At 68.9% G+C, this 26143-nt stretch carries 28 protein-coding genes; 13 read left to right on the top strand and 15 right to left on the bottom strand.

Features of this window, described 5'->3' with window-relative positions:
- Positions 1-13 precede the first annotated feature (13 nt).
- The 4 genes from ABEA39_RS16955 (at position 14) to ABEA39_RS16940 (ending at position 4058) form a co-directional block, all read left to right on the top strand.
- Positions 14-1645: a molybdopterin-dependent oxidoreductase gene (locus tag ABEA39_RS16955; protein WP_345377138.1), complete on the top strand. Its 1632-nt coding sequence runs from the start codon at positions 14-16 to the stop codon at positions 1643-1645.
- Between the two features lie 100 nt (positions 1646-1745).
- A complete protein-coding gene (locus tag ABEA39_RS16950) occupies positions 1746-2420 on the top strand; it encodes a TetR/AcrR family transcriptional regulator (protein ID WP_345377137.1) in 675 nt (224 codons plus the stop codon).
- Between the two features lie 63 nt (positions 2421-2483).
- Positions 2484-3269 (top strand): SDR family oxidoreductase, encoded by a 786-nt coding sequence (locus ABEA39_RS16945; RefSeq protein ID WP_345377136.1) that lies wholly within the window; start codon positions 2484-2486, stop codon positions 3267-3269.
- A gap of 3 nt (positions 3270-3272) precedes the next feature.
- Positions 3273-4058 carry an SDR family NAD(P)-dependent oxidoreductase gene (locus tag ABEA39_RS16940; RefSeq protein WP_345377135.1) on the top strand — a complete coding sequence of 262 codons (786 nt, stop codon included), beginning with the start codon at positions 3273-3275 and terminating at the stop codon, positions 4056-4058.
- 69 nt (positions 4059-4127) lie between these two features.
- Here ABEA39_RS16940 and ABEA39_RS16935 read toward each other — a convergent pair whose 3' ends face one another.
- The gene (locus tag ABEA39_RS16935) at positions 4128-4967 is read right to left on the bottom strand and encodes a hypothetical protein (RefSeq protein ID WP_345377134.1); all 840 of its coding nucleotides are present in this window, start codon (positions 4965-4967) and stop codon (positions 4128-4130) included.
- Between the two features lie 231 nt (positions 4968-5198).
- Here ABEA39_RS16935 and ABEA39_RS16930 point away from each other — a divergent pair, with 231 nt between their 5' ends.
- Positions 5199-5588: a hypothetical protein gene (locus ABEA39_RS16930; protein ID WP_345377133.1), complete on the top strand. Its 390-nt coding sequence runs from the start codon at positions 5199-5201 to the stop codon at positions 5586-5588.
- A 70-nt stretch (positions 5589-5658) separates the two neighbouring features.
- Here ABEA39_RS16930 and ABEA39_RS16925 read toward each other — a convergent pair whose 3' ends face one another.
- Entirely contained in the window at positions 5659-5877 is a 219-nt protein-coding gene (locus tag ABEA39_RS16925) for a hypothetical protein (RefSeq protein WP_345377132.1), read from the bottom strand.
- A gap of 107 nt (positions 5878-5984) precedes the next feature.
- Here ABEA39_RS16925 and bla point away from each other — a divergent pair, with 107 nt between their 5' ends.
- Positions 5985-6986: a class A beta-lactamase gene (gene bla / locus ABEA39_RS16920; protein ID WP_345377131.1), complete on the top strand. Its 1002-nt coding sequence runs from the start codon at positions 5985-5987 to the stop codon at positions 6984-6986.
- 27 nt (positions 6987-7013) lie between these two features.
- Here the strand turns inward: bla and ABEA39_RS16915 are convergent, their stop codons facing one another.
- Genes ABEA39_RS16915 through ABEA39_RS16905 form a run of 3 tightly spaced genes read right to left on the bottom strand, consistent with a single transcriptional unit; the run spans position 7014 to position 9746 of the window.
- On the bottom strand, positions 7014-7625 hold the full coding sequence (locus ABEA39_RS16915) for a hypothetical protein (protein WP_345377130.1): 612 nt from the start codon (positions 7623-7625) through the stop codon (positions 7014-7016).
- Positions 7622-9451 carry an alpha/beta hydrolase gene (locus ABEA39_RS16910; protein ID WP_345377129.1) on the bottom strand — a complete coding sequence of 610 codons (1830 nt, stop codon included), beginning with the start codon at positions 9449-9451 and terminating at the stop codon, positions 7622-7624. Before ABEA39_RS16910 ends, ABEA39_RS16915 begins: the two co-directional genes overlap by 4 nt.
- Complete coding sequence (locus ABEA39_RS16905) at positions 9444-9746, bottom strand: hypothetical protein (RefSeq protein ID WP_345377128.1); 303 nt, start codon at positions 9744-9746, stop codon at positions 9444-9446. The genes ABEA39_RS16910 and ABEA39_RS16905 overlap by 8 nt, the downstream gene beginning before the upstream one ends.
- A 76-nt stretch (positions 9747-9822) precedes the next feature.
- Here ABEA39_RS16905 and ABEA39_RS16900 point away from each other — a divergent pair, with 76 nt between their 5' ends.
- Positions 9823-9972, top strand: coding sequence for a hypothetical protein (locus ABEA39_RS16900; RefSeq protein ID WP_345377127.1), 150 nt, complete (start codon positions 9823-9825; stop codon positions 9970-9972).
- Between the two features lies 1 nt (position 9973).
- Here the strand turns inward: ABEA39_RS16900 and ABEA39_RS16895 are convergent, their stop codons facing one another.
- The 3 genes from ABEA39_RS16895 to ABEA39_RS16885 form a co-directional block, all read right to left on the bottom strand.
- Positions 9974-10114, bottom strand: a complete 141-nt coding sequence (locus ABEA39_RS16895; protein WP_345377126.1) for a hypothetical protein — start codon at positions 10112-10114, stop codon at positions 9974-9976.
- A gap of 129 nt (positions 10115-10243) precedes the next feature.
- On the bottom strand, positions 10244-13006 hold the full coding sequence (locus ABEA39_RS16890) for a glucodextranase DOMON-like domain-containing protein (protein WP_345377189.1): 2763 nt from the start codon (positions 13004-13006) through the stop codon (positions 10244-10246).
- Positions 12931-13590 carry a hypothetical protein gene (locus tag ABEA39_RS16885; RefSeq protein ID WP_345377125.1) on the bottom strand — a complete coding sequence of 220 codons (660 nt, stop codon included), beginning with the start codon at positions 13588-13590 and terminating at the stop codon, positions 12931-12933. Before ABEA39_RS16885 ends, ABEA39_RS16890 begins: the two co-directional genes overlap by 76 nt.
- 368 nt (positions 13591-13958) lie before the next feature.
- On the opposite strand from ABEA39_RS16885, the gene ABEA39_RS16880 reads away from it, so the two are divergent.
- Positions 13959-15017, top strand: a complete 1059-nt coding sequence (locus ABEA39_RS16880) for an iron-siderophore ABC transporter substrate-binding protein (RefSeq protein ID WP_345377124.1) — start codon at positions 13959-13961, stop codon at positions 15015-15017.
- 251 nt (positions 15018-15268) lie between these two features.
- Here ABEA39_RS16880 and ABEA39_RS16875 read toward each other — a convergent pair whose 3' ends face one another.
- The gene (locus ABEA39_RS16875; RefSeq protein WP_345377123.1) at positions 15269-15502 is read right to left on the bottom strand and encodes a hypothetical protein; all 234 of its coding nucleotides are present in this window, start codon (positions 15500-15502) and stop codon (positions 15269-15271) included.
- A 225-nt stretch (positions 15503-15727) separates the two neighbouring features.
- Between ABEA39_RS16875 and ABEA39_RS16870 the strand changes: the two genes are divergently transcribed.
- The 5 genes from ABEA39_RS16870 to ABEA39_RS16850 all read left to right on the top strand — a co-directional run bounded on the left by ABEA39_RS16870 (position 15728) and on the right by ABEA39_RS16850 (position 19709).
- The gene (locus ABEA39_RS16870; protein WP_345377122.1) at positions 15728-17467 is read left to right on the top strand and encodes an alpha/beta hydrolase; all 1740 of its coding nucleotides are present in this window, start codon (positions 15728-15730) and stop codon (positions 17465-17467) included.
- A gap of 113 nt (positions 17468-17580) precedes the next feature.
- On the top strand, positions 17581-17976 hold the full coding sequence (locus ABEA39_RS16865; protein ID WP_345377121.1) for a hypothetical protein: 396 nt from the start codon (positions 17581-17583) through the stop codon (positions 17974-17976).
- Positions 17977-18176: 200 nt separating this feature from the next.
- The gene (locus tag ABEA39_RS16860) at positions 18177-18587 is read left to right on the top strand and encodes a hypothetical protein (RefSeq protein WP_345377120.1); all 411 of its coding nucleotides are present in this window, start codon (positions 18177-18179) and stop codon (positions 18585-18587) included.
- 83 nt (positions 18588-18670) lie between these two features.
- Positions 18671-19114 (top strand): hypothetical protein, encoded by a 444-nt coding sequence (locus tag ABEA39_RS16855; RefSeq protein ID WP_345377119.1) that lies wholly within the window; start codon positions 18671-18673, stop codon positions 19112-19114.
- Positions 19115-19178: 64 nt separating this feature from the next.
- On the top strand, positions 19179-19709 hold the full coding sequence (locus ABEA39_RS16850; protein WP_345377118.1) for a hypothetical protein: 531 nt from the start codon (positions 19179-19181) through the stop codon (positions 19707-19709).
- Between the two features lie 100 nt (positions 19710-19809).
- Here ABEA39_RS16850 and ABEA39_RS16845 read toward each other — a convergent pair whose 3' ends face one another.
- The 6 genes from ABEA39_RS16845 to ABEA39_RS16820 all read right to left on the bottom strand — a co-directional run bounded on the left by ABEA39_RS16845 (position 19810) and on the right by ABEA39_RS16820 (position 25851).
- Entirely contained in the window at positions 19810-20274 is a 465-nt protein-coding gene (locus tag ABEA39_RS16845) for a hypothetical protein (RefSeq protein ID WP_345377117.1), read from the bottom strand.
- 122 nt (positions 20275-20396) lie between these two features.
- Positions 20397-20969, bottom strand: a complete 573-nt coding sequence (locus tag ABEA39_RS16840; RefSeq protein ID WP_345377116.1) for a hypothetical protein — start codon at positions 20967-20969, stop codon at positions 20397-20399.
- Between the two features lie 427 nt (positions 20970-21396).
- Positions 21397-22764: a hypothetical protein gene (locus ABEA39_RS16835; protein ID WP_345377115.1), complete on the bottom strand. Its 1368-nt coding sequence runs from the start codon at positions 22762-22764 to the stop codon at positions 21397-21399.
- 236 nt (positions 22765-23000) lie between these two features.
- Complete coding sequence (locus ABEA39_RS16830) at positions 23001-23468, bottom strand: hypothetical protein (RefSeq protein ID WP_345377114.1); 468 nt, start codon at positions 23466-23468, stop codon at positions 23001-23003.
- A 110-nt stretch (positions 23469-23578) separates the two neighbouring features.
- Positions 23579-25558: an alpha/beta hydrolase gene (locus tag ABEA39_RS16825; protein ID WP_345377113.1), complete on the bottom strand. Its 1980-nt coding sequence runs from the start codon at positions 25556-25558 to the stop codon at positions 23579-23581.
- Positions 25558-25851: a hypothetical protein gene (locus ABEA39_RS16820; protein ID WP_345377112.1), complete on the bottom strand. Its 294-nt coding sequence runs from the start codon at positions 25849-25851 to the stop codon at positions 25558-25560. The genes ABEA39_RS16825 and ABEA39_RS16820 overlap by 1 nt, the downstream gene beginning before the upstream one ends.
- Positions 25852-26143 lie beyond the last annotated feature (292 nt).

The following is a 26143-nucleotide window of genomic DNA, read 5'->3' as shown; positions in this document are numbered from 1 at the left end:
TACTCTCGAGGACATGTCCCTCCGCGCCGCCCCGCCGAAGGCGCCCTCGCCCACGCCGTCCTCTCCTGTCGCGCTGCCGCCGCGGGTCGCTCGCGCCTATGCCGCGCTCACCGGCCTCATCGGCATCGCGGTATTCCTCGCCAGTGCCGAGATCGTCGCCCTCTTCGTCGGCGCCCCGTCGAGCCCGCTCTTCGCCGTCGGCTCGGCGGCGATCGACTTCGCCCCGCACGGGGTGAAGCAGATCATGGTCGACCTGTTCAGCACCGGCGACAAGGCGGCGCTGTTCGTGCTGATGGGCGTGATCCTCGTCGTGATCTGCGCGCTCGCCGGCATCGTCGAATGGAAGAAGTCCCCCTGGGGTCGCGCGATCTTCCTGCTGGGAGCGGCGCTCGCCGCCGCCGCAGTCCTGACCCGGTCGGGCAACGGCGTCATCGCGGTGGCGCCGACGGTCGTCGGCCTCGTCGTCACGCTGCTCGTGTTCCGCCGCCTGATCGTGCGGCTTCTCCGCTGGGAGGCGTCCACGGCCGGCGTCGAGTTCCCGACGGCGTTCGTGCCGCCGATGCAGACCCCCGTCATCGAGCGGCGCGCGTTCCTCCGGTTCGCGATCGTCGCAGGCGCGGCCTCGGCCGTGCTGGGCACGGGGGCGCGCCTGATCAACGCCACGGCCGTCAACGCCGTCGCTCTGCGGGCGGCGCTGAAGCTGCCCAAGGCCGCAGTCGCCGAGAAGGCGGTGCCGGCGGGAGCGTCGCTCGACGTCGAGGGCATCACCCCCTACGTCGTCTCGAACGCCGACTTCTACCGCATCGACACGGCGCTCACCGTGCCCCAGATCGACCCGGCCAAGTGGACTCTGAAGATCACCGGCATGGTCGAGAACCCGGTCGAGATCTCGTTCGACGAGTTGATGAAGCTGCCGCTCGTCGAGCACATGGCGACGCTCAGCTGCGTGTCGAACGACGTCGGCGGCAACCTCATCGGCAACGCGCTGTGGCTCGGGTATCCGATCCGCGATCTGCTCGCCCGGGCGAAGCCGACCGCCGGTGCCGACATGGTGCTCTCGCGAAGCCAAGACGGCTTCAGTGCCGGCACGCCGCTCGATGTCCTGCAAGACGAGGGCACCCAAGCCCTTCTCGCGGTCGGCATGAACGGCGTGCCGCTGCCACTCGAGCACGGCTTCCCGGTGCGGATGGTCGTGCCCGGCCTCTTCGGCTACGTCTCGGCGACGAAGTGGGTGGTCTCGATGGAGGTCACTCGCTTCGACAAGGCCGAGGGCTACTGGACGCCGCGCGGCTGGTCCGAGCGAGGGCCGGTCAAACTCGAGTCGCGCATCGACACCCCCTCGAACGGCTACTCGGTGCCGGCGGGCGTCGTCCCGGTTGCGGGTGTCGCCTGGGAACCTCATACCGGCGTCTCGAAGGTCGAGCTCAAGATCGACAAGGACGACTGGGTCGAGGCCACCCTGGCCGACTCCGTGTCGGCCGACACCTGGCGGCAGTGGGTCTACCGGTGGGATGCCCCCAAGGGGTCGCACACGATCCAGGTCCGGGCCACGAGCGCCACGGGCAAGGTCCAGCCGAGCACGTATCGGCCGCCCGCACCGAACGGTGCCGAGGGGTGGGACCAGATCACCGTGACGGTGACCTGAGCCGACTGCCGCTCACCGCATCGAGCCGTCCTCCGAGGACGGCTTGGAAAACGCCGTGACAACTATCGGACACCTGTGCAAGAAGAGTAGCGTCGGCGGCATGGCGATCGACGATGATGCACGCAAGGCCGCGAGGGCGAACCCGACCACGGACCTGTCTCTGGCCGATGTGCGCGACTCGATGCGAGCATCCCGCGACCCCCGCGCGGAGCGCACTCGGCAGGCGATCCTCGAGGCCGTGGAGTCGCTCGACGTCCAGATGGCCGACGAGGCGACGGTCAGCGGCATCGTCCGAGCGGCCGGGATCAGCCGGAGCTCGTTCTACACGCACTTCTCCGGCATCGACGAGTTGGCGCTGACCATGCTGGCGCGCGCGTTCGACGAGATCGGGTCCGGCGACCTCGCCCTCCGACAGGCTCGGGGGATGACCGGGGCCGCCGCCGCCCGCGCGGCACTCGACCGTCTGACGCAACACCTCGACGAGCACCGGGGCCTCTACGTCTCCGTGTTCGGGCTTCCGGCCACCTCGCAAGCGTTCGGGCAGGCCGTGACGCTCTACGCGGAGCACGCCATGGAGACGTTCGCGCTCCTGACCGGAGTGCCGGCGGGCCTGGATCTGCCGACGGTCGCCACCTACATCGCCGGCGGCACGCTCACCGTGCTGAGTGCGTGGCTGCGCTCCGACGCGCCGGCACCGCGAGAAGAGGTCGTCGCGCTGCTGTTCGCGCAGCTCCCGGCGTGGCTCGCCGCGCCGTCGGGCATCGACCGCGCCTGAGGGCACGCCGCACCGAGCTTCCCGGCGACGACGCCGGGATCACCGAGAGAAAGACAGGAATCCATGTCACGGACCTACGTGGTCACCGGTGCCGCCTCCGGCATCGGCAAGGCGCTCACCGAGCGTCTCCGAAGAGAGGGCGACACCGTCATCGGCGTCGACCTGCGCGACACCGACGTCACCGTCGACCTCACGACGGCGGAGGGGCGCACCGCTCTCGTCGATCAGGTCACGGAGAAGTCGGGCGGAACCATCGACGGCATCGCCGCCGTCGCAGGCCTCGCCCTCCCCATCCCCGCCACGGTCGGAGTCAACTACTTCGGCATGATCGCAACGCTTGAAGGGCTGCAGCCGCTGCTCGCCACCTCGTCGGCGCCCCGAGCCGCGCTGGTCGCGTCGCTCGCCGCCATCGAACCTTTCGACGACGAGCTCCACGCCGCCCTGGTCGCGGGAGACGAGCAGGCCGCTCTGACTCGCGCCGCCGCGATCGCCGCCGACTCCGGCAGCGGCGCCAGCAACACCATCTACAACTCCACCAAGAACGCGATCGCTCTGTGGATGCGCCGAGTCGCGCCGACCGAGACCTGGGCGGGAGCGTCCATCCCCCTGAACGCCATCGGCCCCGGTGTCATCGCCACACCGATGACCGCGGATCTGCTCGCGACCGAAGAGGGCCGCGCCGCCCTCGGCGCCGGCGCTCCGTCGCCGCTGAACGGTCCCGCGGCCCCGCCGACGGCACCCGCCGCACTCCTGCACTGGTTGATCAGCGAGGAGAACACGCACGTGACCGGACAACTCATCTTCATCGACGGCGGTGCCGAGAGCATCCGTCGCGGAAAGGACATCTGACCCATGGCAGACATCACTCGACCCGGACGCCTCGACGGCAAGGTCGCCCTCATCACCGGAGCCGCCAGCGGCATGGGCCTCGCGGCCGCCCAGATCTTCGCCGCCGAAGGTGCCAAGGTCGTCGCGACCGACGTCTCCATCAAGGCTCTGAACGACGCGGTGGATGCGATCACGGCCGACGGCCACGACGCCCTGGCGTTGGAACTGAACGTGGCCTCGCCCGAGTCGTGGGCCTCGGTCGTCGAAGCCACGCTCGCGAAGTACGGCACCGTCGACGTGCTCGTCAACAACGCGGGGATCCACAAGGCCAAGGGAATCCTCGACGCCGAGCTCGACGACTGGAACCTCGTCATGGCTGTCAACTCGACCGGCGTGTGGCTCGGCATGAAATCCGTGATCCCGATCATGCAGAAGAACGGGGGAGGCTCCATCGTCAACGTGTCGTCGATCGCCGGCATCGTCGGGGGTCTGCCCGACGCCGGGGGAGCGGCGTACAGCGCGTCCAAGGGCGCCGTCCGCTCGCTGACCAAGCACGCCGCGCAGTGGTTCGGCAAGGACGACATCCGGGTCAACTCGATCCACCCTGGATCGATCTACACCGGGTTGGCCGTCGCGGCCGGCGTCAGCCGTGAGCAGGCCGCGGAATCCGTGGCGAACGAGGTGCCGCTGCCGGGGAAGGTCGGCGACCCCTCGGACATCGCCTACGGGATGCTCTACCTCGCGTCGTCGGAGTCCAAGTACGTGACCGGCACGGAGCTCGTCATCGACGGCGGGTGGATCTCGCACTAGACGAGGTCGAGGGCGGCACGCTGCGGGTCAGGGGCAGCGTGCCGCTCCGGGGGGAGACGGGCGACGCGACTACTGGGTGAAGGAGACGGCCGTCAGAGTGAGGTTGCCGTAGGCCCAGCCCGCGGTCGTGCTGCCGGCCACCACGGGGGTGCACTTCACGGTCAGGGTGGTCGGCGCCGCGAAGTGGACGAGGGTGGTCGCGTTCAGGGTGTTGGTGACCGCGGCGCGACTGGCGTTCACGGCGACGGGGCTCGTCGTGAGCACAACCGCGCCTCCGGCGTCGATCGCGCTGCAGTAGATCGTGTCCGCCTGGGTGTCGGCGGGTGCGGACCCGGCGGCGCCGCCCCAGGTCAGACCCAGCGAGACGCTCACCTCGGACGTGCCGGCGGCGACCGCGAGCTGGGTGGAGGGCGACGCGGCGATGGCCATCGCACCGTCGCTCGTCGGCTGGAGGGAGCCGGTGGCCGAGGTGACGGGGGCGCCGGCCGTCACGCCGGACTTGCCCTGGGGCCCCACGGCTCCGGTTGCGCCAGTGGCACCCGGGGCCCCGGTAGCACCTGTCGCGCCCGTGGCACCGGTCGCACCGGTGGCTCCCGTGGCGCCGTTCGCTCCGGTCGCGCCCGTCTTGCCTGCGGATCCGGCCGTGCCGGACTGGCCGAGGAGCCCCATCAGGCCCGCGGCTCCCGTCGCTCCGGTGGCTCCGGTCGCGCCGGCGGGCCCGGTGGCCCCTGTCGCTCCGGCTGCACCGTTCAGCCCGTTGACGCCGTCCGCGCCGTTCACGCCGGCCGGCCCGACGACGACCTTGGCGGCCGCTGCCGTGGGGGTGGGCGACGCGGAGGCGCTGGACACGCCCCACGCGCCCCCGACGACGACGAGGGTGCAGACGACGGAGAGAAGCACTGTGCGCACGAGGAAACCTTTCGAGTCCGGATCCGGGAAGGTCGGGGACGCCTCTGACCCTAGGGAGCGAAACCCCTTCTGACCAGCGTTTCCGTACCCCCAGGTCGGGGCGGCCGACCACCCAATCCGGGTGACGCCGCGCTCCGAACACTCTTCTTCGCCCGTCGGCCGGATCCCAGACTCGAGGGGCAGACTGAAGGGTAAGAGGTCGTCTTCCGAGAAGACGACGGAAGGGCCGACATGGAACTGCTCAGTACGAGTCTCTCCGCGGTCCTCTTCGCGCTCATCCTTGCCGAGACCGGGGTCTCGCTGCGCGCGCGGCAGGCGGTGAAGGGCTCCCGAGAGAGGTACGTCGCGCTCACGCAGCGTCGCATCCTCAGCTGGGCCGTGACGATCGGCTTCGTGGTCCAAGGCGTTCTCGGCCTCGCGACCGGATCGACCTGGGGCGGGTTCAACCTCCTGTTCGCCCTCTACCTGGCGTACGTCGAGATCAAGAACCACAAAGACGACGACGACTGGTTCAAAGGGCGCGGGAAGAAGATCTGGAAGGGCGTCAAGTCGGGCCTCGCGAAGCTGCGTCCGAAGCCGATCCACCTCCCCTCGCCGGTGCCCTCGCCCGTCTTCGGCTAGGACGCCTCGAGGGTCGAGACCGGCAGGTCGAGCGGTGTCAGTGCAAAATCAGTGCAGAGTCGATGCGACGTCAGTGCAGCGTTAACAGCATCTGCGCGAAAAAGAGCGCTGAGCCGGCGGCCGCACCGAACGCGCTCACGCCGAGGATGGTCGAGAGGCGCTCGCGGCGGCGCTCCTGCAAGCGAGCGAGGCGGCGGCCCGCAGCGGAACGGGCATCCTCGACGTCGGCGACCAGATCGGCCATGCTCGAGCGTGCGGTGACTGCGAAGCTCATCGTGGTGTCGGTCATGGTGTTCCCGTCGGTCGGAGGGCGGCTGCGGTGCCGTTCACAGGAGATTCGGAGGTCGAGGCCGGACGGATTGGTCGCTTCTCGCCGGGCATGACATCGTGGGCGGGATGCCCGTCCCGAACCACCTGAGAACTGCCCGCCCGGCCGCCCGCCGAACTGCCCGGCGAGCCACTTTCGCCGCCGCCGGACTGCTGCTCGTGGCGCCCCTGGTGGCGTGCTCGGCGGGAGCCTCCTCGACCGGCCGGCCAGTGCATCCCCCGCTCTGGACGCCCCGCTCGACCTCGGCCTCGCCGTCGGTCACGCCCGCGCCCGTCGACGACGACGCCGCGTTCGCCGCCCTCGAGACGTCGCACTCCGCGAGGGTCGGAGTCTTCGCGATCGACACCGGCACCGGCGCCTCGGTCGGCTACCGCGCCGACGAGCGGTTCGCGTTCGACTCCACCTACAAGGCGCTGGCCTGCGGGGTCGTGCTGAAGACCGAGTCCGATGCCGAGCTCGCGGCGGTCGTCCACTACTCGGCAACCGACCTGGTCGCGAACTCGCCGATCACCGGCCAGCACGTCGCCACCGGCCTGTCGGTCAGCGCCCTCTGCGACGCTGCGATCCGCTACAGCGACAACACCGCCGCGAACCTGCTGTTCGGCGTGCTCGGCAGCCCGTCGGGGTTGCAGGCGAAATGGCGGATGCTCGGCGACACCACCACGAACAGCGACCGGACCGAGACGGCCCTCAACGAGGCCGCTCCCGGCGATCCGCGCGACACGAGTACGCCGCGGGTGCTGGCGACGGACCTTCGGGGGTTCGCCGTCGACGACACGGGTTCGTTCGCGCTGACGGCGGCTCGTCGCGCCGTGTTGAACGGCTGGCTCGACGCGAACACCACCGGGGCCACCCTGATCCGTGCGGCGGTGCCGGCCGGGTGGACGGTCGGCGACAAGTCGGGGTCGGGGGGACACGGCTCGCGGAACGACATCGCCGTGCTGACGCCTCCCACCGGGGCACCCATCGTGATCGCGGTGACGACCACGCACGCGGCGAGCGATGCGGCGACCGACGATGCGCTCGTCGCGGCTGTCGCGGGGGAGGCCCTCAAAGCGTTGGGGCGCTGAGTCTCTCGCGCCGCGTGCGGGACCGGGCTACTTCGTCGTCTCGTCCATCGCCGGGTCGGTCGAGCACTCGCTCTGGGCCTCGATGCCCGTGATGTCGTGCGACACGGTGAAGACCAGTCCGCCTCCGTCGGCGTCGGTCGTGAAGTCGGCGGCGACCTCCGTGTAGTCGGCGTTGGCCGCCTGGACCGGCACCACCGTGCGCACGATCCAGCCCTGCTTCTTCCAGAGGGCGGTGACCGTGGCGGCAGAACCGGCGGGATCCGCCGACCCCTTCGTCGTGAGCGTGACCTTGTACTGCTGCGGCCCGGCGTCGTCGATGCCGCAGGGCTCGGCGGTGTAGCCGGCCGTGGCGGTGGTCCACCCCGGCCACGTGCCTCCCGCCGCCTTCACGGTCGCGTCGGTGCGGGCGATCAGGTCGCGGAGCACGTCGTCGGCCGGGCGTGCTCCGGCCGCCGCCGTGGACGGGGATGCCGACGCGGGCGAGGACGTGACGCCGGCGCCGGGCGTCGAGGAGGGATGGGACACGAGCACTCCGATCACGAGGGCGAGGACGACGAGGGCCGCGACTCCGAGCCAGAGCCCGGGCTGTGTGCGCAGAGGTCGGCGGGGGCGGGGCGGTCGCGGCGCGCTGGTCGTCATCCCGACGGGACCGGGGCCGGAGAGGCGCCCGGCGTCGGGATCGGGACGTCTTGGAGCAGCAGATCAGTGCGCCCGAGCGACGCGGCCGCCGTGTTGTAGAGCGACTCCGTGCCCGTGTCGAGGTAGCCGTGGCCGCGGGTCGCCTGCGACCCGGTCAAGCCGTAGCCGATGGGGTCGTGGCCCGTGACCGGCTTGTAGTACGTGCCGTCGACCTGCGTGCCGCTCGACCCGTAGCGGATGGTGTCGGCCAGAGGCCCGTCCGGGTTCCAACGCAGACTGCCCACACGCCCGAGGGTGGCGACGCTGTCGTGGACCGACTGCGTGGCGTAGATCTGCGGTGCCCCACCGACGGTGTCGACGTGCATCGAGCCGGTCGTCGGCACCTGGTCGGAGTCGATGCCGGCGGACGCCAGCAGTTCGACGTTGGTCACGTCGTGCTTCGTCTGCACGAGGGCGTCCGCCACCGTCGTCGTCCCGTACGAGTGACCGAGAGCCGAGACCTGGGGGATGCCCTGGCCGCCGTTCGCGCGCGTGTCGTGCAGGGCGTCCAGCTCGCTCGCCAGTCTCGTTCCGCCGTCGTAGGCGAGGCCCGAGGTGAGCACGCTGTCCGCGCCCGCAGGCGAGTGCTCCGTCTCGGCGAGCGTCGGCGTCTTGTAGCCGATCCACGAGACGACGGCGAGCGACTCGCTCGGGTCGATCGAACGCTGCTGGTCGTAGAGGTTCTGCGCGGCGCCGGTCCAGCCGGCCATCGCCGTCGAGACCTTCGTGTCCATTCCGGGAACGGCCCAGGTCACGTGCCCTGCCGTGTCGAGGTCGCCGATGACGACGGCGGCGAGCGGGGGATCGGACTCGAGGGTGAAGTCGAGGAGACCGCGCGGGGCGGGCGGGACCGACTTGCGGGCCTTCAGCGCCTTGGCGGTCTGCTCGACCGCGGTTCGCTGTTCCTTCGTCAGGTCGGTCCGCGCCTGGGCGTCGCGGAGCTGCAGGCGGTTCGCCTCGAGCCGGATCGAGTAGGGCACGCCGCCGAGGTTGCCGATGATCGACGAGGCGCCGGCGGTCAGTGCCGCCTTCTGCTCGTCGGAGAGGGTGCTCCACCACGATGCGACCTGCGCTGCAGGCGGGGGTTTCTTCCAGAAGGTCTGAGCCAGCGAGGGGTCGGCCTCGAGCACGTCGTTCAGGTCGGTCGCCGAGAGGGAGCCGAGCGTGGTCAGGAGGTCGGTGGTCGACATCGAGTCGAGGCCCGACACGGTCAGGCCGCCCGGGAGAGCGACCAGCCCGGCGGCGCGGGCGTCGAGGCGGGCGTCGTGGATGCTCGACACGAGAGCACTGTCGGCCGCCTGCCGCTCCTCGGCCAGCTTCTGGAGGGCGAACTGGGCCGCGAGCCTGTCGCTCGAGGCCTGCGACCGGGCGGTGAGGTCGAGGCCGGACGCCGTCGCGTCGGTCGAGTCCGTCGTGCCGGTCAGCGTCGGGTCGGCGAGCATCGAGTGCGGCGCCGCCAGGACCTGCTCGGCGCTCGCCAGTCGCCCTTTCGCCTTGGCGGCGCGCTCCTTGATGTCCTGCACTGTCGCGACGTACCGCCCGAGAGCGCTGTATTCGTTCTGGGCCCAGGTGTGGAGGGTGTTCCAGGCGACCTCGGCCTCGGCGGCCTTGCGAGCCCAGGCCGCGTGGCCGGTGCCGGTCCAGGCGGCGTCGACCCGTGCATCCTGCGTGCCGACCAGGTTCTTCAGGTCGAGGGCGTGATCGAGCTGCTTCTGGAGCTTGGTCATGCGGGTCTGGAGAGGCTCGAGGTCGCCCGCACCGGGATCGGTGGTGGTCCAGTCAGCCACGGCCGTGCCCCGTGCCGGCGGAGGCCCCCTTGCTCGCCTTGGCGACCTCGGCTTCGGCGTTCCGGTAGGCGTCGACGGCCTTGACCGCCCCGGTGGAGAGCGACATGGTGAGGTCGGTGGCCTGCTTCCAGGCGGTGTCGAAGTCGGTGCCGTCTTCGCCGAGCAGGCTCTCGACGCGCGGGCTGCCGCAGCCCCAGGCCTGGGGCAGGTCGCCGCTCGGCCCCGTGTCGGCGCCGGCACTGAGCGAGTGCGCAGCGGCGAGGACGAGATCTGCGTCGACTCGGTAGGTCGTCATCGTTCCCCCTGTTTCTCTGCGTCCTCGACGTTACACGACGGTAGACAGGAGGGTGCACCCCACGTTCGCGTGGTGCGTGCCCGCCTCAACGGCCATCGACACCCCCGTGCCCGGCGCCTTCGTGCCGGGCGCCTTCGTGCCGGGCGCCTTCGTGCCGGGCGCCTTCGTGCCGGGCGCCTTCGTGCCGGGCGCCTTCGTGCCCGGCGCCTTCGCGCCCGACGAGTGAGCTACATGCCCAGCAGCGACGTCAACCCGAAGGTGCCCGCGCTCGCGACCAGGACCAGCGCCGTCGTCATCAGGCTGATCCGGCGCTCGCGCTCGCGATCGGTCTCGGCTTTGGCGGACGGCTGCGTCAGGCGGCGGAACATGAGACTCCCGGATGTCTCGAGGACGGATGGACTGCGTGGTGTTCGCAGCCCATCCGCCTCGGGTTTGGTCCGGTGGGACGCCGGGACGCCCCCAGAACAGGATTCGCACGTCTCCGGCAGCGGCACGCCCTACGGCAGCGGCACCCCCTGCAGCACGACCGGCCCGGCCGTGTAGTCCAGTTCGGACGCCTGCGAGACACCCGCAGGCGTCAGCGTGTCGACCACCTTCGGCACCGAGTCGGGGGATGCACTGCACAGTGCCGACGCCGGAGCGCCCGCCGCGCAGACCCCGAACGAGTACGCCCCCGGCGTCGCCGTGAAGGCTCGGGTCTGGTCCGTGCCGTGCGTGCCGTCCTGGCCGGTGAGCGCCACCGTGAACGCCCAGCCGCTGCCGGGCGTCCCGCCGAGCGCGGCCTTGTCCACGCTGAACGTGATGTAGCGGGTCACCGAGTTCGCGCTCGACGTGACCGTGCCGAGCGACGCGCCGGATGCACTGGCGAAGGTCCCGGCCGTGAAGCCGTTCACCTCCACCCTGCTCGACCACGCGTCCGCGGGGCTCACCGTGTAGTTCATCCCCGGGTAGGCCGCGGCGGTCGACGTCGCCGCCGCACCCGGCGTGTGCACGTACAGGTCGACGAGCTGCGCGCCGTTCGTCGACCCGAAGGTGCCGGTGAGGTCGGCCGTCTGCACCCGGAACGTGACCGTCGAGCCGGTGTCGTACACCTGGAACTGCCTCAGGTCGAAGGCGCCGGCGTGGAAGTCGGACGCGGTCGGATAGGCGTAGGTGCCCGGCCCGTTGTCGTCGCCCGCGGGGTCGGCCTGGCTGAACAGCAGCGTGCCGGCGACCTGGTCGTTGATCACGGCGCGGGTCAGCTGCGCGGTCGCTCCGGCCTTCGTCGTCGAGCTCACCACGAGCTGGTTGCCGCCGGGGAGCGACTTCACGGTGACGCTCCAGGTGCCCGATGCCGGGACGATGGTGGTCGCAGTGGAAGCGGCGGAATCGCCATCGGTGGCGATGTCGGAGACGTCCACCGTGGATCCCGCCGTCGCCGTTCCGGTCACGGTGACGCTGCCGGCGGTGCTTCCGGTGCCGTTTCCGACCACGCTGCCGTCGGCCGGCGAGGTGATGGTCAGCGGCGTCGTGCCCTGCGTGTGCGTCACGTACCGGTTGCGCACCTCGGCCGGCTGCTCGAGCGAGCGCCCGGCACCGAGGTCGGCGGTGAGGCGGACCTGCGACGCGGAGCCCCAGCTCAGCGGGGAGGCGCTCCCGTCGGCCTGGCCGTTCACGAAGCCGATCGAGGCCGTGGCCGGGTCGGTGCCGAAGGGAGAGGCGGCGACGTCGGGGTAGTCCCAGACCTGTTCGGGGACGAGGCCGGGGCCCGAGTTCTCCTTGTTGATCGTCGCGAGCTGCGCGGTCGCGCTGGTGAGCTGCCCGGTGGCGAGGTACTGCTGCGCACGCTCGGCTCCGAGCACGGGCCACGGGTGTCCGGTGCCGATGTTGCCGTTCGTCCAGGGCGCGCCGGTCGTCGTGCAGCTCGTGTCGCTCGGCTGGTAGCAGTCGCCGTAGCCGTCGCCGTTGTACCGCAGCCAGCCCGGGCCGGAGGCGGTCTGCCGCTGGAGCGTCGCATCCGCCACCTTCACGGAGTTCGCGATCGTCGGGTCGGTGGCAGGCAGGATGCCCAGCCGCACGTACTCGAGGAACCCGAGGTCCATGACGCTGCGCTGGTCGAGCGTCGGACCGCCGTTGCCCACGTTGTAGCTGATCGCGGCGTTCGGGTCGCCCGTCTTCGAGAGGCGGATGAAGTACGGCTGTTTGCTCAGCGACCCGGTCGTCGTGACGCCCCAGGCCTTGATCGTGCGCTGGTACTGGTCCGCGGTCGCCAGGTAGAGACGCTGGTCGGCAGTGTCGCCGTGCTGGCCGGCGATCGTTCCAGCAGCTACCAGACCGGCGATCTCGGCGGCGATCGTCGAGGGGGAGTAGCCGGTCTGCTCCTCCCAGCGCTCGACGCCGAAGCTCGGGCCGTGGCTGACGAGGAAGTCCGCTTCCTTCTTGATGTGCGGCCAAAGCGTGGCGTCACCGCCGAGGCCCGATTGCAGTGCCATCAGGATCGGGTAGCTCGACTCGTCGAGCTGGTCGTTGAACGAGTCCGCCGCCTTCGTGCCGTCGAGGTAGGAGTTGCGCGGCTGCGAGCCGTTCGCCTGCTGCGACTTCGTGAGGAGGTAGCGGACGGTGTCCTGAGCCGTCGCGCGGTCGCCGTCGGTGTAGAGAGCGGTCCAGGCCTCGTAGAGGTCGCGAGCGAACACTTCGCCGTAGCCCGCGTGGAACTGGTCGGCCGGGTCGGTCGCCGAGACGCTCTGCCCCCACGGAGCGTCGAGCCCCGCCACGATCGCGCCGGGGAACGTCTTGTCCTCCGACGCCTTCACCACGTTCGCCGACTGGTAGTAGTTTTTCGCGGCGGTGAGCTTCTGGGTCGTCGTCAGACCGGTGAGCGAGAAGCTCGGGTGCGTGAGGCGGGCGTCGTAGTCGAGCCACTGGGAGACGTACCGGGTGAGCATCCCCGGTTCGCTGCTGGCGCTCGTCGCCTTGGCGGTCGAGACTGCGGCCGCCTGCGAGGTGCCGAAGCCGAGGCTCAGCGTCGTCGTGCTGTTTCCGGGATCGAGCGAGACGGCAACGGTCTGCTCGACGTTGCCGTTGGTGGCGGTCTTCGTCGTGGTGCCGTTCGTGCCGAGGGTGTGCGTCGCGTCGAGCTGCGTCATGCCATCGCTCGCGGTGCCGACGAAGCCGCTGCTCACGGCTGCGAACGCCCGGTCGGCGGTCAGCGCGAGATAGCTGGGCACCGCGTAGGCGCGGTTCGCCTGGCTGGTCGTCTTCGTGTCGAAGGAGACGGGGATGCTCGTGCCGGTCGTGGTGTCGACCGTTGCCGTGTCGCCCCCGCGTTCGTGGCGCCGCCACCGCCGTTGCCGCCTGCCGTGGCGTCGAGCCTCACGTACAGATTAAAGCTCTTCGCGGCTTTGGTCAGGGGGATGAACGTCGTGCGGGCGACGACGCTGGCGCGAGCCGGGTCGGCGAAGTAGGTCGTCTTCAGCTGGTAGGCCTTCGACTTGGCCGTGCTGAGGACCGTGCAGGTCATGCCGGTCGGGTCGCTCGAGACCGTGTACGTGGTGTCGCGGGTCTGGAGGTCGGTGAAGGTCGAGCCGTCGGTGACCAGATACTGCAGGTCTTTCACGTTCGTCGCGTCGACGGTCGGGGCGTAGACGTCGGAGAGGACGCCGTTCGCCACCGTGAACCAGATCTTGCTGGTCGTGTTGCGGGCGGTGTCGACGCAGTCCTTGCGGGACTGGTCGTGGGTGGAGGCGATGCCGGGGGAGCCCGGAGCCTCGCCGGTGGCGGGCGCGGTGGTGGCTGCTGTGGCGGCGACCGCTGCTGCGGTGGCGGCGTTCGCTGGGGACGCCGAGACAGCTAGTGCGGCTATCACTGCTGCGCTCGTCGCGATCGGGATGATTCGGGTGATTGCTCTGTTGCTTGCTCGACGCTGAGGCAGCACGGCTTCTCCTGCGGGTTCGATGCGCCCGCGACGATGCGGGTGGGCGGCCCGCGCCAGTGCGGGTGCTGTGGGGAGCCTATGAGCGGCGAGGTTGCTCGTCAACGGGCACGAGCATCCCCCTGTACCCCGTTCTACCGTTTTCGCAGTCGGGGCGCGCAGACCGAACGCCGCCCCCGTCGTCGGTAACGGTCGGGTGACGGTTGCGTGGATCTGGCCTGAGAACTTGGTTAGGTAAGCCTATCCTTAACGCCGTTCGCGCTTCTCTGCGAGCATCCCCCGACCCCCTCGAAAGGGCCTCCATGTTCCGTTCACCGCTCCGTCGACGCCTCGGTGTCGTCGCCGCTGCCGCTGCCGTCGTCGCGCTGTCGCTCAGCGCGTGCAGCACCTCGTCCACCTCGTCGTCGGGCTCGTCCGCCGGTTCTTCGGGCTCGTCGTCGTCCGTCGACGCGTCGGCGTTCCCCGTCACGATCAAGTCGGCCCTCGGCTCGGCGACCATTCCCGCGGAGCCGAAGCGCGTCGTCACGCTGGGCTGGGGCTCGGCCGACACGGTCGTCGCGCTCGGCACGACGCCGGTCGGCATCGAGAACGTCACCTGGGGCGGCGACAGCCACGGCGACTACCCGTGGGTCACCTCGGCGATCGAGAAGAAGGGGGATGCCCTTCCCGCAACCTTCAACGTGTACCCCGACATCGACGTCTCGGCGATCGCGGCTCTCACCCCCGACGTGATCATCGCCCCGCAGTCGGGCCTCACGGCGGCGCAGTTCACGACCCTCAGCGCGCTCGCCCCGACCGTGGCCTTCCCCGACAAGGAGTGGGGCACCCCGTGGGACGAGCAGATCGCCATCATCGGCAAGGCGCTCGGGAAATCGACGAAGGCGGCGTCGCTCGTCACCTCCCTGAAGGACAAGCTGGCGGCGACCGCGGCGGCTAATCCGTCGTTCTCCGAGTTGACCTTCTCGTACGTGTACACGGCCGAGCCCGGCTCGCTGTCGATCTACCAGAAGGGGGATCCGCGGGTCGACATCATCTCGGGCCTCGGCCTGAAGGAGGACAAGACCACCTCCGCGCTGCCTCTCACCGCCGGCACCTTCGTGTCGACGGTCGGTCTCGAGAAGGCGAACGTGCTCGACAAGACCGACGTGCTCTTCACCTGGTTCAACGATGAAGCGAACGAGAAGGAGATCGAGGCGCAGCCCCTCTTCGCGCAGATCCCCGCGGTGGAGCGCGGCTCGTACGTCGCGAACGTCGACCAGCAGCTCGCGACGGCGTCGACGGTCATCACGCCGCTGAGTCTGCCGTACGCGCTCGACCGCTACGTCGGGATGATCAAGGCGGCGGCGGCGAAGGTGGGGTAGGGGGGCGCGGCGCTTTGCGCCTTTCGCGGCCGCTCGGACGCGCGCGGCTCGCGCCTGCGCGGCATCGCGCGGCCCTGCGGCTCGAGACACCGGTTACGGCTCGAAACACCAGTCGTTACAGGTGTTTCGGGCCGTTTGTGGTGTCGGGAGGGTTCTTCGGTGGCTTGGTACTCGAATGGGACAGGAGGCTTGCCGGATGCGCCTGTGGAGAACCGAACGCGCGACGTGTGACATGCATATTTAACGCTACGCTAGCCGGGCTGCAGGGGTGTCAGCGAGCTGCGAGGGGTGTCCATGTCCGAGTACCGGGTCGATCCGGAGGCGTTGCACGGGGTCGCGTCGATGGTGAGTTCGTCGGCCGATTCGGGGCCGCCCGGCCGCCTGCCCGAGGTCGATGACTGCGGCAGCGGCGCGGTCGCGTCGGCCTGCGACGAGAGCGGCATCGCGTTCGCCTCGAACTGGTCGGCGGCGCTGGAGGAGGCCACGGGGCTCGGGGTGGCGGCGGCTCTGGCTGCGCAACAGTACCGGGAGGCCGAGGCACGGGTAGAGCGGTCGGCGCGGTCCGCGCAGGCGCCGCACTCGTCGGGTTCGTCCGGCGGGGGTGGTCGATGAGCCCGCAGTGGACCACAGCCGATCCGGGGTGCGGTTCGAGTGAGGGGATTGCCTGCAGGCGCACCCGCCTCTCGGACGTCGCGGAGCACGCGGCTGAGATGCAGCAGGGGTTCCGCCGCGTAGCCTCCGACATCGACGCCTACTGGTCCGGCGGCGGGCACGACAGCTGGGTCGCTCGGGCTGTGGCACAGGCCGCGGTCTGGGGTCGGCTGCATGAATGGGCCGCGAGTGAACGACAGACGCTGGCCCGCTACGCCGACGACGTCGAATCGATCGCGCGGCGGGCCGAGCGCCAGAAGGCCATTCGTGCCGACGCAGTCGTCATCCTGGCGCAGGCATCGCTCGTCGGCGTGGGCGGTGGGTTAGGCGCCGCGGGTCTCGGTGACTGGCTCGTCGACAAGGCCGAGAGCGCGCGGGATCCCCGTGCCGACGACGCCCGAGACGCTTCCCTCGCGGCGGAACGGGCCCTGGCGGCGCTGGCCCTCGAACGGAAAGAGGCCGATGCACGGGCCGTCGCCGCCCTCCGCGCTGTCCGCGAGACGTTTCACGGCGTCCGGCGCCCGTCGATGCCGCACGGGATCGACACCGACGACCTGGCCGTGTTGTCGCCCGTGCAGCTCCTGGTCACCCTCGCTGCCCTGTCGCCGACGGACCTCCGCCGGGTGGCGGCCGCCGCACCGGATCTCGCCGACCTGGTGCGACAGGCCGATCCGGCTGTGGTCGTCGGGTGGTGGGCGAGCCTGGACGACCGGCAGCGTGCATCCTTCGTGCGAGACGCTCCGAACCTGGTCGGCACCCTCGAGGGCGTCGACTACGCCAACCGCGACCGGGCAAACCGGAACGTGCTCGCCGCCTCGAGGCAGCGGCTCGAGGGGGAGCGGGCGATGCTTCGCGAGCACCGCGAATGGCTGGTGGCTCATTCGACGGGGCATTCCGTGATGGAATCGCCCGACTGGCTCGCGACCGAGGCGCGGCTCGTCACGGTGGCGTCCGCGCTGGCCGCGGTCAGCTCTGTCGAAAAGACGCTGACGAAGGGCACGAAGACGCGGCCTCGCCAACTCGTGAGTCTCACCGATCTCGAGACGCACCCCAAGGCGGCCGTCGCGATCGGCGACCTCGACTCGGCCGATCACGTCACTTTCGTCGTGCCGGGCATGGGGACGACGGTCGCGGGGTCGTTGGGGGCGTATTCGAGGGGTGCCGAGAATCTGGCGACTCAGCAGGCGACCATCCTGCAGTCGAGGGGCGTCCACGAGTCGGTCGCAACCGTGGCGTGGCTCGGCTACGAAGCGCCCGGCGAGTCCGACGTGGGTGGAGTCCTCGGCAACGACCTGGCGAGCAAGGGCGGCCACCGCCTGAGTGGCTCTCTCGGGGGGATGAAAGCGCGGCGGGGATGGCCCGCCAACGGTTCACCGATCTCGGTCGTCGGGCACTCGTACGGATCGATTGCCGCAGCTTACGCCGCGACCGAAACCGGTATGGGGTCTCTCGTTCTGCTCGGTTCGGCCGGGATGCCACCCGCGATTTCCAGGGCCGGCGGGCTCAGGGTTCCTGACGGCAGGGTGTTCGCCAGCCTTTCGTGGCGTGATGGCTGGGCCCCGATCGGGCAGAAATTCGGGTTGCGCCGGGCACCGACCGATCCACTTTTCGGGGCGCAGGTCTTCTCATCCGGCGCCGGTGTCGTCGATGGCCAGGCCTATCCCGGAGTCACTAAACACGGCCCGCTGATTCATCACGGGGAGGGTGACGGCTTCAGCTACCTCGACAAGGGGACGTACTCGCTGTACAACACCGCAATCGCGTCCCTCTCCCTGCCTCCGCAGGAGATCGACCGGTGATGCGCCCCACGCCCTCGGCCCAGGCACGACGTGCTGGTCTCATGCTGTCCTTTGTCCTCCCGTCCGCCGTGATATCGGGTTGCACCGCATCACACCATTTTGAGGATCCCCACATGTCTCCGAAAGCGGCGAAAGCCGAACTGTCCGACCTCTTCGAGGAGACCAAGCAGGAACTCGGCGTCACGGACTGGCGGTACGACGAGAGCGGCGCTGTCGAGTGCACGACAGCGGAGGGGCATGACGGCCAACAATTCGGCATGAGATGGGTCGGACCTGGAACGTTGGAGCCCGATGCGGCTGTCGCTACGGTCTCGGAACTGTGGCTGCGGCATGGCATCGAGACCACCCGGGGGACATTGGACGGCGGGCATGTGCAACATCTGCTTCACGCGAGGGACTCACAGCGACTCGTCCTGGAATTCACCGCCAACGAGCACGCGATGATTCTTGATGGCGAGAGCGTCTGCGCCCCCGTCGAGATCGTCTCGCCTGGGCCGGATGACGACTGAGCTACTCGTTCGACGTCAATGAGAACGCGCTTTTTGTCTTGGATCACACCATCTGCGTTCCGGGCGCCGCCGGCCCGACCGCTGTGATGGGTCGGCGGGGCCCGCACGACCCTTGGCGCGCACGATGCGTCCCGCTCTCCCTGTTTTTCCCCTTGATGCTCGCCGGCTGCTCCGTCGCCTTTGAAAGAGAGAACCCATCCATGTCGCTCGATTCTTCGCGCGAGGAAGTCGCCGGCCTCTTTTCTCAAACGGTCACCAGGCTGGGTGGCGGGGGATGGTCCGATGACGTCTCTGCTCCTCGAGAGTGCGAACTCGGTTCGGGTGCCCCTGGTCAGCAATACCGCATTCAGCGCAGGGGCCCTGGTTCGGCTGACTTCCGGACGGCAGCAACGAAGGTCCAGGCCCTGTGGAGCGATCGCGGCTACGAGGCGGCGTTGTCGACGATCGACAGAGGTGGGGCTGTGGAGGTTCGACACGTCGAAGTCGGTAACGGGCTCTTTCTGCGCCTCCTCCTGAACGAAAATGCGGCGATTCTCACTGGTGTGAGCCGCTGCGCTCCGACTGTGACTTCCGACGACGCAGCCCTGGACGGCGATTCGAGCGAGACGTGAATCAGAAAAATGACTCTTCTTCTGAAGTTTTCTCAGGCCCTAGGCTCGGTCGTTTCCTTTTGAGCGCGAGCGTCTCAGCGTCTATGGCGCTCGCCCTGTCGGGCTGCGCCCGCTTCGAAAAGAAGGATCCCGACATGACGCCGGAAGAATCAAACGCCCAGATCACCGAACTCTTCGAGCGGACGATCGTGGCGCTGGGAGGTGGGGAGTGGTCCAACAGCATCGGAGGGGCAGAAGCCTGCGTCACTGCCGCCGGAAACCAGGGCGCTCAGTTCATCATTCAGCGGATCGGGCCGGGTAGCCGAGATCCGGAGGGCGATACCGAACTGGTTCGCAGGCTCTGGGTCGACGCCGGCTTCGCGACGACGCACGCGTTGCTGGACCGGGGCACTGTTCAGCAACTCCTGCACCCGCGCGATGCGAACGGACTCGTGCTCGAGTTCAATGCGACCGAACACGCGTTGATCGTCTTCGGCCAGACCGTCTGCGCTCCGGGCGACGACGCCGACTACCCCGGCGAGGGGTGACGGGCCTCGACAAGACGGGTGTCCGAATCCGCCCGACCGCACCCCCGCCGCCGTACAGTGGACCATGGCCGTCCAGAACGCAACCATCGTCGCCGTCATCGGAGAGCAGTCCGCCGAGGTCATCGAGAAGCTCAGCGTGCTGCGGGGTGTGGACGCACTGCAGCTGGGGGAACCCGACGCCGACGGCACACGGCGGATCAGTGCATCCCGCGGGCCTTACGTCGTTCACGACTCCGACCCGCTCGGGCACGTCGCCCACGCCTGGGTGGAGTTCTTCGACGACCGCTCGACCGGCGGCACGCTCGACCTCGAGGTGACCACGGCGCTCGCCGCGTTCAAGGCCGGCGAGCGGGTGATGCCCGACTACTACGTGATCCTCGAACCCGAGTCGCTCGAACCGACCTGGCGGCACTGGTGGTTCGGGGCCCTCGCCGAACGCGCACCCCGGCGTGTGCTGCCGCAGCCCGCGGCGGCCGGGTCGATCCGTCGGCTGCTCCGGCAACTGCCGACCGGCCCGGGCTGGTCGGACCCGGAGTCGTGGCTGCCCGGCCTGCAGTTCACGATCCCCGATGGGCGCGGGATGCTCGGGGCTTAGCGCCGCCGGTGGCTACCCCCGTGGTGGCCGAATGGTCGGTTTCGGGGCTCCGCCGTCGAACCGGAGCCCTGAAACCGACCACTCGACGCCCGACGACGGATCACGGTGCGGGGGTCGGCGTGGGCGTAGTCGACTGCTCGTCGCGGTGCTTCTCGACGGCGTCACCGAGCTTCTCGGAGTCGCCGGGCACGCAGGTCGTCACGATGGAGATGAAGGCGCGATCGCCGTTGACCACGTACTGCGCGTTGAGCTTCACATCGACGCCGGTGACGGTGATCCGGTCGTTCTTCGGGTTGGAGGACTTCGCCACGGTCGCCTCCAGCCCGAGCGACTTCCAGTACGACTGGACGTTCTCGGCCGCAGCGACCGCATCCACGTGCCCCGGCCCGAGCCCGCCACCGTCGTAGGTGACGCCCTCGGAACCGTCGTCGAGAGTGCAGGACTCGGGCGTCACGCCCAGCACGGTCGCGTCGACTGGGGGCGCCTCCCACCCGGACTCGCCGAGATGGGCGGTGGTCTTCGTGTAGAGGTCGTAGAGCGTGGCGACGGATGCTGCGGGCGTCATGGCCGGCCGGGATGGTGCTGCCGATCCCGCCGCACCAGTCCTCGGCGTGGCCGTCGAGCACGCGGTCATCAGAGCGACGGAGGCGAGCGCCACAACGCAGGCAGCCGCACGCCGAGAACGCCTCACGGTGTCGGCGTCGGTGTCGGCGTCGGGGTGGCCGACTGCTCGTCCCGGTGTTTCTGAACACCCTCGGTCAGTTCGTCGGCGTTCCCCGGCACGCACGACGTCACGATCGAGAGAGACGACCTGTCGCCATTGACCGTGTACTGCGCCGTCAGGGCGGAACTGGCACCGTCCGTCGTGATGCGATCGTTCTTCTCGTTCGCCGACTTCGTCAGGTCGGTGGTGAGGCCGATCGACTTCCAGAATGCGGCGACATTGCCTGCCGAACTCGTGGCATCGGGATGTCCGGGGCCGAGTCCGACGGTGCTGTATTTGACTCCTGCTTTTCCGTCGCGCAGCGAACACACTTGAGGGGGGATGCCCAGCACGCTCGCGTCGGAGGGCGGCGCATCCCACCCGCTCTCGCTCAAATGAGAGACGGTGCGCGAGTAGAGCGAGAAGACGGACGCGACAGCTTCTTCCGGGGTCACCTGAGAGTCGTGACTTCTGGTCGTCTTGGGGGGAGAGGTCGTCGACGTGCAGCCCGTTGTGAGGAGCAGGGCGGCCAGAAGGACACCCGTGAGAGAAGACACGTGCTTGGTTCGGGTCGATGGACTCATCGAGCGCCGCCCGTATGCAGCGCGCCGTCCAGCCGCCCGTCTGGGTCGTCGCCGCCGCGGTGCGCCGCCGGTGTCGGGAGTGCGCTGGCGCCCCCGAGATCCGCTGAACAGTCGGCCATGATCTCTCCCCGTCGCCGTACCCCACGGCGCCCCCTCCAAGCTAGCAAGCGCGTGGGATGCCCGGGGCCGGCCTCCGGGGGACGGTTCCTGTCCCCCTGCCCGCCTCCTCGCGGGCCGCTGGTGCCGAGTGTCCAGGTGATGCCGCTTTTCGGCGCGGTGGGGACCGCAACTGAACACTCGTGGAAGCGCGTGCGCAGCCCGCCGTCGAATCGCGCAGGTGTCGTCATTCCTCGCGCGAGCGTCGACTTCAACTCGATACCTTCCGCCGACGAGCGACGAGCTACGAGCAGCTGCCGGCGATGGAGTCGGGGCCGCGCTCGCGTGTGGGAGCGAGCCAATACGTGGACAAGGTTCTGACGACTGGGTCGGGTGTCACGAGAGAGTAAATCTGGCCCCCTGTCGGTTTCGCCTTGCCGCACAAGGCACTGTCCAGGACCGAGATTTGCGTGTTGCCCCGCAGATCGATGCCGGTGTCTTGGCGCGGGTCGAAGGGATCAATCGAAAAGTTTTCCCCGAAGAAGCCGACGCCGAAGAGGAATGGGACGCCCTGGACATCGAGCGCGTCAATCGTCCTCGTGATGGCGGGCCAGGCTGGGGATCCTGTGAGCTCGACCTCGGTGGGATTGCGCATACCGAAAATGCGAAGGGCGACGTCGTGGCGCGGGGTGGTGGGGGGAGCAGTCCACGTGCCGGTCGTCGGTGCGCCGGAACCGTCATTCTCGGCTAGCTCCTGGATCGTGCCACTCGTGACGAGTACGTACCCGGCGTCGCCAAAGCCGTTACTCGCCGCGACGGCGAGGTCGACGAGTGTCGAAGTCGGGAAGCCCGAGTTCGACGAGATCGTGGCTGCTGTTCGAGCAGTGGAATTGGCTCCCCTGTAGCTGGAGTCGGGGGCATGCGCATCGACGGTGACCGACCAGGGATGCGCCCGAAGGCTCGCCAGAAGAGTCTCGCGGAGTCGAGGCAGGTCGTTCTGTTTGACGTTCGCCTGGAGGTACTCGATCGGGTGAGAGCCGGTGTGGTCTTCACCGAGAGTGACCTGCGCGTTCGGATCGACGTCGCGTTGCAGGGTCAACCAGTGAGAGGCCGCACGGCGGATGTCGACAGTGGATGCAATCGTGCTCCCGATGTCGAGCTGAGCGATCGTCGTCGGCGTGATGCCGTCGAAGACTCCGCCGCTGGAGTTGCCGAGATTGTCGGTCGTCGGGCTGAAGTCGTCGAACCTTTTGCTCGCAGCGTCCTGTCGTGTGCCTGTCGAGCTCGGCGTGACAAAGAAGTCGAAGGCGTAAAGGCGAGTGTGAGTGAAAGCGTGTTTGACGTAGTCGTACACATCCGAGATCTGAGCGGCCGTGCATGACTTACTCAGCCCGACCTGAATGTCGCCACCGGGACCTGTCGATTCGCCGCCGGCACCGGTGCTGCCGGTCGCCCACGTCACGCAGGGCATGGACGCGACGTGATTCGTGACTGGTATGACGGGTTCTCGGCTGTACTGATGGAGCAGGGTGGCGAGATAGACGACGGGAACGCCGACGACGACCGCGGTGACGACGCCCACTGTGATGAGAACTATTTTGATTGTTCTCGAGAAGCCCCGCTTAGAAGGACGGATCGGTTGGCCGGACTCCGTCGTCGCGTCGTCATTCATTGCTCCTCCTGCCGAGCGCTCAGCCTCTGCTCCTGCGAACTAAAGGAGGTGAGTGACAACGAAGCCAGAACAGTTGCGCCCGCGACCGCTACGGCTACATAAATCGAGGACCGCGTCATCGTGGCGCAGCCTCGTACTCGGGAAGCTGGAGACGCCGCTGGAGGCGACTCTCCTGCGGCCGAGACCAGCAAACCCGTTTTGGTCCAGCCAGCCGACATGGCATCTGTCCCATAGGGCTATCCCGCATGCGGATCGGGCGTTGGCTTGGTGCTCTTCGCTTCGCGATGTGCCCGGACCTCGGCAATGATGGCCAGCCAGTCACCAGGGACGCATGAAGTGACAAGGTCGATCGACGAGCGATCGCCGTTGACGGTGTACTCGACACCAATGCGGGCGTCGTCGCCCTCAACTCGTATCCGATCGTTCCGCGGATTCGAGGAATGGACGACGTACGTCTCCATCCCGAGAGACGACCAGTAGTCGGCCATGGCTTGCGCGGACGCATCGGGGTCGGTGCTCGCCGGTCCGAGGAACATATCGGAGTACCGGACACCCTGTTCACCGGATCGAAGCTGGCACACTTCGGGTGGAACCCCCAGGTACGTCGCGTGCTCGGGCACGGGTTCCCACCCTTCCTGGCCGAAGTAGGCGATGGTCTTGGCGTAGAAGTCGTAGAGCAATGTCACTGATTCGGCAGGCGTCATATCGGGGCCTTTCGGTGAACGCGTCGCCGAGCACCCGGCGAGGGCAGAGGGAAGCAGGAGGGCAAGGACACAGATCCAGACTGGTAGGCCGCGGACGGCTGAGAACAATGTCATCCCGCCACCCCGGGATTGCCGTTGCTATTGAGTAACCCTTCCTCGAACGGCGTAAGTGGAGGTGTTGTGTATCTCGATGCCTCGTCTCCTCGACCTGTGGTTGCAAGGCCAATGTTGTCGAGGGACTCGGTCTTCTTGTCGAAATACCCGAACTCCTCAGGGTGCTCAAGATCTCGCGTGGCGCTGTGAGTGTTGACGCCTTGGCGCTCCCGGTCGCCAGAGACACCGTCGGCGTTCATGCGCTCGGCCCCAAAATCATCCTGCATTGGGTCCGCCCGTCCGCTGAACAGGCGGCCATACCGGGCAGTGTTGTCCCCGACCCCGACGAGCAAGACGTCTTTTGCCTGCTCGGCGTAGACGTGCGTGGCGTGGATCGCGTTCACGTTTGGAATCCACCGCTCGATTCCTGCCGACGCCACGCTGACGAACGATGCAACGCCTAAATCGGCTTCCGCGAGTGCTCGGGAGGCGACCGTCGTTCCATAGGAGTGACCTACGACGTTGAGAGCCGTCAAGGTGTCGCGGCGAGTCGTGGTCAAAGCGGAGAGATCCGCGATCAGGCGCTGTGCGCCGTCTTCCGCATATCCACCGAGCAACACACCTAGATCCGGGTTGCCGAGTGACGGCAACGGCGGGCTGGTGTAGCCGATCCAGGCGACGACCGCATGGTTGCCCTGGCCCATGAGGTTGGACTGCTTGTCATATAAGTTCTGCGCCGGCCCGACCCAGCCCGACATGTACTTCGTGGAGGACCCCATGCCCGGCACCATGTACGTCACGTTCGAGGCCGTGTCGAGATCTCCGATCGATACAGCTCCGAGAGGCGGGCTGTCTCGAGAGAAGGAGATGAGCTGCCTCGTGATGGAGCCGCTTGACTCACCCATTTCTATAGCTCCGATGACGTCCTCACACGACGCCTTGTCGACCCGAAGCTCGTCCAGGCGCCGGATGTACTGCGACATCAGGTAGCTCCCGTACGGCGCACCCTCGGCCTCCATCCGTGCGATCTCGGCCTTCGTCCAATCGAGGCGCGCTGTGAGCGTCGCCTGATTGGCCTGATCTCGCGCCCAATAGGCGACGCCGTCGAGGTTGCCGAGGACCTCCGGGAGCGCTTTGACGAGCTTGAGCTGAGCCGCCGAGTGCGACGGCGAAGCAGTGTCGGGGGCGGCGGGATCGTCGAGGCCTCGCCACCACTCCGCGACGACGGCGGGGTCCACGGCCGAAAGTTTGCGGGCCAGCGTGGGATGCGCGGTGAGCAAGGCGAGTACGCGCTCGGGGGAGAGTTCGCCGCGCTGCGCGAAGACGAGCAGGGCGGAGGCTTCGGCTGCCGTGTAGGAGCGGCCACGTGCATCCAACGTTTCCAGGAAGTCGTCGACCCGGTGGTCGATCTCGGCGGCGCTGAGGCGTTCGGGGTGCGCGATTCCGAAGGCCAGGAATGCGGCGCGTTCGGCTGGCCAGGACGAGGGCAGTGAGCCCGTCACCGACGCGACGAGTGCGTCGTCGGCAGCTCGGCGCTGGTCGGCGAGCCGGCCGAGAGCGGACCGGGCGGAGGTGAGCTGCGTCGCTGCATCCGCGTGGTCGCGCTCGCGGCGGCGGACCTGCGACTCGGTCGGGGGCGAATCGACCGAGTCGAGGTAGCTCCGGCTGACGGTGTGCTGCGCCTCGTCGAGGAGGCGGATCTGCGTGGCTGCCTCGCGCTGGATACCGTCGACGGCTGCCGCGTACGCCCGCGCCGCGCTCGAGGCCGGGCCGGCTGCCCGAAGGAGTGCCTGAATGCCGTCCCGCTCGGTGTCGAGGGTGGCCGCCCAGGCTGCCGCACCGGCCCCCGTCCAGTACGACGGCTGCGCTGCGAGAGCACCGCCCAGTGCCGACACGATGCCGGCCCCGGCATCCTCATCGTCGGCCACTCGTGAGGCCCAGCGGGCGACGACCTCCGTGTCGCCGAGCCCCGGTGCGGTGTCGGTCCAGGTCCGCATCAGCGGCGAGCCCCGACGGCCTCGGCTCCGGCTTGGATTTCGATGGACTGGTCGGCGGCTGCGTACTCCTCGGCAGCTCGGCGAGCGTTCGTCGAGAGGGACGACAGGGATGCCCGGGCCTGGTTGCAGAGGACCCGTCGCCACATCGAGTACTCGCTCAGCGCTTCGGCGACCCGGTGGCTCCCGCAGGCGTCGGCGTCGGGCAGGTCGCCCTCGGGGAGCGCATCGCTGCAGTGGCCCACCGCCGTCGCCATGTTCGCCACGGCTTCGGGGTCGACGGAGTAGTCGGGCATGCAGCGTGCTCCTCGAAGATCGCCCGCGAGCCCGAGCGGCCCGCATGAGAAGCAACACTATTCATTTCGTGTGTGAAATGTCTACTCGAAACGACGACAGCGCAATCGGGCCGTGAACTGCCGGGGTACGCCCGAACCCGAGGCCCGTGGGATGCACCTGCCAGCGTCTCGCGAAGCACCCGCCGTCACTGCCTCCGCCGCCGGTGTTGCCCGGTCAGCGCCGGAAGCGCCACCGGAACGTCGACTCCCACCGCTCCACCGGAACCGCCGCCAGCTTCGCAGTCGCCTCGGC

The organism is Frondihabitans cladoniiphilus, assembly GCF_039544345.1.
Lineage (GTDB): Bacteria > Actinomycetota > Actinomycetes > Actinomycetales > Microbacteriaceae > Frondihabitans > Frondihabitans cladoniiphilus.
Note: the sequence above shows the minus strand (reverse complement) of the source record. Positions and strands in the feature narration are given on the sequence as shown.